The sequence below is a fragment of the Deltaproteobacteria bacterium genome, assembly GCA_019912665.1.
Taxonomy (GTDB): domain Bacteria; phylum Desulfobacterota; class GWC2-55-46; order GWC2-55-46; family GWC2-55-46; genus UBA5799.
Window position 1 is genome coordinate 1 of the sequence record JAIOIE010000010.1, and the last position, 2,570, is coordinate 2,570.

General features: G+C 68.2%; 1 protein-coding gene and 1 CRISPR repeat array. The gene reads left to right on the forward strand.

Translation table 11 applies throughout. The annotated features are described in order from the left end of the window. The first annotated feature begins 12 nt into the window (after positions 1-12). Positions 13-1,065: direct repeats of the CRISPR family, unit length 36 nt; unit sequence CCTTCCGCGCGCACCCGCGCGCGGCTCCGTTGAAGC. Positions 1,066-1,113: 48 nt separating this feature from the next. Beyond that, positions 1,114-2,270, forward strand: a protein-coding gene (locus K8I01_04290; GenBank protein ID MBZ0219636.1) for an IS3 family transposase whose coding sequence is annotated in 2 segments (ribosomal slippage) — positions 1,114-1,378 and positions 1,378-2,270 — 1,158 coding nt in all. Because the reading frame shifts where the segments join, the coding sequence is not laid out codon by codon here. The last annotated feature ends 300 nt before the right edge of the window (positions 2,271-2,570 follow it).

Sequence of the window (2,570 nt, forward strand, 5' to 3'; positions counted from 1 at the left end):
ACCAGTGACCAACCTTCCGCGCGCACCCGCGCGCGGCTCCGTTGAAGCTATTCGGTGGCGGTGGGGGCCTGGTCTTGGAAAAAGCCTTCCGCGCGCACCCGCGCGCGGCTCCGTTGAAGCGTACTGGGTACACCCGGCGGCGCCGTAGCACTGCGGCCTTCCGCGCGCACCCGCGCGCGGCTCCGTTGAAGCGTTCTCGCAGTGAACAGCGTGCTGGTCTTCGCCTGGCCCCTTCCGCGCGCACCCGCGCGCGGCTCCGTTGAAGCCAGCCGTTGCTGGACGATGGGCTGGTTGTGATCGAGCCTTCCGCGCGCACCCGCGCGCGGCTCCGTTGAAGCAACAAGAGGATCGGTACGGCTTGCCCGGAACAGTAGCCCTTCCGCGCGCACCCGCGCGCGGCTCCGTTGAAGCGAGGCGGGTGGGCGTTTCCCAGGGTGCGGACCGGCGGCCTTCCGCGCGCACCCGCGCGCGGCTCCGTTGAAGCCGCGCGGTGTAGACGCCGGTGACGTCGGCGATGTAGGCCCTTCCGCGCGCACCCGCGCGCGGCTCCGTTGAAGCTCGGTTGCGGTCACTTCTGCATCTCCTTCCAGGTCTCCTTCCGCGCGCACCCGCGCGCGGCTCCGTTGAAGCGGGTCGACCGGCATCTGTGACGTGGACCGCCACCGGCCCTTCCGCGCGCACCCGCGCGCGGCTCCGTTGAAGCTTTTCTGCGCGCAACTGCAACGCGCCGGCGCAGGCCCTTCCGCGCGCACCCGCGCGCGGCTCCGTTGAAGCGCCCCCGAAGGGCTCCCGACGCACGGGGTTAGCTGGTCCTTCCGCGCGCACCCGCGCGCGGCTCCGTTGAAGCGTCGCACCCCCCTCATGTCGCCCCCGACCTCGCACCGCCTTCCGCGCGCACCCGCGCGCGGCTCCGTTGAAGCTGACCCTCGGTCCCTCTCACAAGTCCGGTATTCCCACCTTCCGCGCGCACCCGCGCGCGGCTCCGTTGAAGCGCCGCGGCATCACTCGCCGAACGGCTCGCCGCCGTCCCCTTCCGCGCGCACCCGTGATCTTGCCCCGGAAAAGTGGACATCCACTCAAGGAGCCGTCAGGCTCTGCAAGGCAAGAATCCCCATGGGCATGTCCCGCAAGAAGCACACGCGCGAGTTCAAGGTCGAGGCGGTCCGCCAGGTCGTCGAGAAGGGCCGGTCGGTCGCCGAGGTCGCCGACGGTCTGGGCATCAACCGCAACATGCTGACTCGCTGGAAGAGCGAGATCGAGGATGAAGGCGCAGAGGCGTTCCGCGGCCACGGCAAGCTGACGGCCGTCGACGAGGAGCTGCGCGACCTGCGGCGGAAGCTCGCGACCGCCGAGGAGGAGCGCGACATCTTAAAAAAAGCGCTGGGCTACTTCGCGAAGCTGAAGAAGTGAGGTTCGTCTTCGTTCGCGATCACCGCGAGACGTTCCGGGTCGTGTCGATGTGCCGGATGTTGGATGTCTCGCGCAGCGGCTTCTACGCCTGGCTCGGGCGCGACGAGGCACCGCGAGATCGCGAGGACAACAGGCTCGTGCCGCTCATCAGAGCCATCTACGACGACCACCGATTCGTCTACGGGGCGCCGAGGATCCACAAGGCGCTGCAGCGATCCGGTGAGACCTGCAGCCGAAAGCGCGTGGCGCGGATCATGCGCCGCATGGGGATTCGGTCGAAGGCCACGCGGCGGTTCCGCATCCGGACCACCAACTCGAAGCACGATCACCCGATCGCCCCCGACCTGTTGCAGCGCAACTTCTCGGCAACGGCGCCGAACAGGGCGTGGGTCTCGGACATCACCTACATCGGGACCGAAGAGGGCTGGCTCTACCTGGCCGTCATCATGGATCTGTTCTCGCGACGGATCGTCGGCTGGTCGATGGGCTCGACCATGGAGGTGTCGCTGGTGGCCGCCGCGTTGACCATGGCAGTCGGAAGCCGTCGGCCGACCCCCGGCTGCATCTTCCATTCCGATCGTGGCTCGCAGTACGCCTGCGCCGAGTTCCGCGGCGCGCTCAAGTCTGCCGGCTTGGTTGCCAGCATGAGCCGCCGCGGCGACTGCTACGACAACGCCGCCGCCGAGAGCCTGCATCACTCGCTGAAGACCGAGTGCGTTCTGCTGCAGGACTACAAGACGCGCGACGAGGCCCGTGCCAGCGTGTTCGACTACATCGAGCGGTTCTACAACCGCCAGAGACTGCACTCGTCGATCGGCTACCAGTCGCCGGCAGAGTTCGAGCTGGCGCACGCCGGGTAGCTCGGTTCGTCGACGTGCCCCGGGGCTCTGCCCCGGACCCCGAGGTTTGCAAGGTATGGCTCCGGTGTCCAACTGACCGGAGAAAGCGGCCCCTGCCGGCATTCGTCGGCAGGGGCCCGATGCCGCCGTTGGCGCACCGTCGACTCGGCTATCCCTCGGCAGGTTGCACCTCTGCAGAGCCTGCGTCTGTTTCACCGAGCAACCACAAGAGACCGAGATTCGTGGGGCTTGACCAGCGGTCGACGCCGGCTATGTTTTCCCTCACCAATCCCCGTGTCCACGGGATCGGGGCAAGGTCAC